This window comes from Persicitalea sp., assembly GCF_041751555.1.
GTDB lineage: Bacteria > Bacteroidota > Bacteroidia > Cytophagales > Spirosomataceae > Persicitalea.
The window spans coordinates 1-3,346 of record NZ_JBGSXF010000472.1; the positions used below are offsets into that span (position 1 = coordinate 1).

General features: G+C 52.5%; 3 protein-coding genes. 1 reads left to right on the plus strand and 2 read right to left on the minus strand.

Translation table 11 applies throughout. The features are described from left to right. A partial coding sequence (locus ACEW8P_RS16580) for a F0F1 ATP synthase subunit epsilon (protein ID WP_373514191.1) occupies positions 1 to 116 on the minus strand: 116 nt, incomplete at its 3' end. A 10-nt stretch (positions 117 to 126) separates the two neighbouring features. After that, the gene (gene atpD / locus ACEW8P_RS16585; protein ID WP_373514189.1) at positions 127 to 1,632 is read right to left on the minus strand and encodes a F0F1 ATP synthase subunit beta; all 1,506 of its coding nucleotides are present in this window, start codon (positions 1,630 to 1,632) and stop codon (positions 127 to 129) included. A gap of 221 nt (positions 1,633 to 1,853) precedes the next feature. Between atpD and ACEW8P_RS16590 the strand changes: the two genes are divergently transcribed. Then, on the plus strand, positions 1,854 to 3,346 hold a 1,493-nt coding region (locus ACEW8P_RS16590), incomplete at its 3' end, for a tetratricopeptide repeat protein (RefSeq protein ID WP_373514190.1).

Consider the following 3,346-nt stretch of genomic DNA (forward strand, 5'->3'; position numbering starts at 1 on the left):
ACCAGTGGAGCATGATTGTCAAGTACCTGAAACTGGCCTTCGGTGCCGGGGAAAGTCACAGCATTCGCTTCGCCAGCAAACACCTTCTTATCGGGGGTTATTATTTCTAAATTCATAATGTGGGGTTTATTTCGCAGCCTCGGCCATCATCTTCTCACCTTTGGTGGTGGCATCTGCAATGGTACCTACCAGGTTGAATGCCATTTCGGGCAGGTGGTCGAACTCGCCGTCCATGATTTGGTTGAAGCCTTTGATGGTATCATTGATATCCACTAGTACACCTTTGAGGCCAGTAAATTGCTCGGCCACGAAGAAGGGCTGCGAGAGGAAACGCTCCACGCGACGGGCGCGCGATACAATCAGTTTGTCCTCATCAGAAAGTTCCTCCATACCCAGAATCGCAATGATATCCTGTAATTCCTTATAGCGCTGCAATACGTTTTTTACCCGTTGGGCGCAGTCGTAATGCGCATCGCCGAGGGTTTCGGCGTTCAGGATGCGGGAGTTGGAGTCGAGCGGATCCACGGCAGGGTAAATTCCTTTCTCGGCTACCTTACGGCTTAGTACTGTGGTAGCGTCCAAGTGAGCGAAAGTCGTAGCGGGGGCCGGGTCAGTCAGGTCATCGGCAGGGACATATACGGCCTGCACAGAGGTGATTGAACCACGCTTGGTTGAGGTAATGCGCTCCTGCATCGCGCCCATTTCGGTAGCCAGCGTGGGCTGGTAACCTACCGCTGAGGGCATCCGCCCCAAAAGAGCCGATACTTCGGAACCTGCTTGCGTAAAGCGGAAAATGTTATCGATAAAGAAAAGAATGTCGCGGCCTTGCCCTTCGCCATCCCCATCGCGGAAGTACTCAGCTACCGTCAGTCCTGAAAGGGCTACGCGGGCGCGGGCTCCGGGAGGCTCGTTCATCTGACCGAACACGAAGGTGGCCTGCGAATCTTTCAACTCTTCGTAATCGACCGTGCTGAGGTCCCAGCCGCCTTCTTCCATGCTGTGCTTAAACTTGTCGCCGTACTTGATAATGCCGGCTTCAATCATTTCACGCATCAGGTCGTTGCCCTCGCGAGTACGCTCGCCCACGCCTGCAAACACCGAAAGTCCGGCGTAGGCTTTGGCGATATTATTAATGAGTTCCTGGATCAAAACCGTCTTTCCCACCCCGGCCCCACCAAAAAGACCGATCTTGCCGCCTTTTACGTAAGGTGCCAGCAGGTCGATTACCTTAATTCCGGTAAAAAGTACCTCGGTGGAAGTAGCCAGGTCCTCAAACTTGGGAGGCTGACGGTGGATGGACATGCCGTTAGTCTTACTAATATCCTTCAAACCGTCGATGGCATCGCCGACTACGTTGAACAGGCGACCTTTGATATCTTCGCCGATGGGCATTTTGATCGGCTCACCGAACGACTTTACTTCCATGCCTCGTTGCATACCTTCGGTGCCGTCCATGGCAATGGTGCGGACACGGTCTTCGCCGAGGTGCTGCTGGCATTCCAGAATGACTTTCTGGCCATTGGGTTTCACGACTTCCATCGCGTCCAGAATGGAGGGGATGAACTCGCTGTTTTCAAATGATACATCAACTACGGGACCAATTACCTGCGTAACTTTGCCTATGTTTACCATCTTAATTTTGAATGAGTGACCGCGGGGCGCCCCGAGGCGATCGCCGGTCCGATGAATGAATTGTGAATGTTGCTCAGGGGTCAATTTTCAGAGCGCAAAATTAGCCTTTAGTTCAGTCAGTACCAAGAGGTCAGTGACTCATTTGTTGGATATTTTTTAGAAAAAAGCCCGTTTTCCGTGAAAAGTGTATAGAATTTTTCGGGAAAGTCGTTTTGCACTTTATGAAACAACTCCTTTTTTGGCGCACCTGGCCAACCGCCGAAGCTCGCACGGCCCGCTGGGTATTGGGAATACTGGCCCTAACGCTCCTGGCATTTCTTGCCAACATCCTCAATCCCCTCGAAAACGTCGTGCATTGGGACGTGTTGAGCGAACTCTCCGAAATCCCGACTGTCGTGGACATTCTGCCATTGGATGGCTGGCAGTTCGGCGTTACGGTTCCTTCTTACCTGACGATGGAGCAGTTTGGGGCCGCGCCGATGGAATTGCCGGTTTATATGATTCGGGCATTGGGAGTATTCGGACTTATTGGCCTTTGCGTGGTGCTAGCCGCCACCACTGCCCTGCCACGTTTTTGGTACCTGGGCTGCATGGTACTTTTTATCCTGCTACTAGCCGCCTGTCGACTGGAAACACTCGGCTTATTCGGCGAGGGATCGCGGGTACTTTTTGTAGTAGCTGTCATCGCTTACGGTGGGTTAAGCTATTACCTCCACGCCTTTCAACCCGACTGGGGCATTCGCATCAGGGTATTTTCTTTTATCGGTTTGACGGTTCTCATGGTTCTGCTGGTGGGCTTCGCTTCACCCGTCGCTCAGCCGCTACTAACCTTTGCGGCTTTCAGCTACCCGCTATGGTTGCCGCTCTCTGTGATATTCATTCTGATGACTGCCACCGAAATCATAGCTGGGCTGGTGTGGCTAAGTACCAGCGGACGAAGAGGTAAATCTTCACTCACCAATTTTCTCGTTATCAGCAGTTTTTACATGCTGACGCTTCTCTTGCTATTCCTAAAAAACACGCAGCGCATTGAGTGGAACACTTTCGTGCTGAGTCCGGCAGTGCTGGCGTTAGCAGCGGGCTTGCTGGGCATTTGGGGCTTCCGCAAACGCACCGAAGCCGCTACGACCAACATGCTGAACTACCGCGCTGTGGGATTCTGGCTGTACGTCGGCTTGTTCATTGTTGCCCTAGCCTTCGGAGGCTACACAGCGGCTACCGCCAACGACCCGACGCTGGAAGTACTGGAGGATATGATCGTGGAAGGCCAATTAGCTATGAGCGCAGTGTTCTACTTCTATATTCTGGCTAATTTCCTGCCGCTTTTCCAACAAGGGCTGGCGGTACATAAGGTTTTGTACAAACCCTTGAAATTTGGCTTGACCAAAACCCGGCTATTAGGCTTTGGGGGCGTGGTGTTATTCATCGCTACGCAGGAAATGCTGCCCTTTTACCAAACCGTCGCGGGCTACTTCAACGGCCTGGGTGATCTTTATACAAAAACCAAAGAATACACCCTTGCCGAGCAATACTACAAGATGGCCTTGCAGCAGGAATTCCAGAATCATAAGTCCAACTACGGACTGGCGTCGCTGGCCCTGCGGCAGGATGACCGCACGGCGGCGGCCTACTACTTCAATCAGGCGACTCTGAAAAATCCCTCGCCGCAGGCTTACGTTGGCCTCGGCGGGGTACTTTCGCAGGAAAGCTTGTT

Excerpts from the sequence above, each read along its gene's own strand:
- atpD (WP_373514189.1), bottom strand. The coding sequence starts at position 1,632 with ATGGTAAACATAGGCAAAGTTACGCAGGTAATTGGTCCCGTAGTTGAT.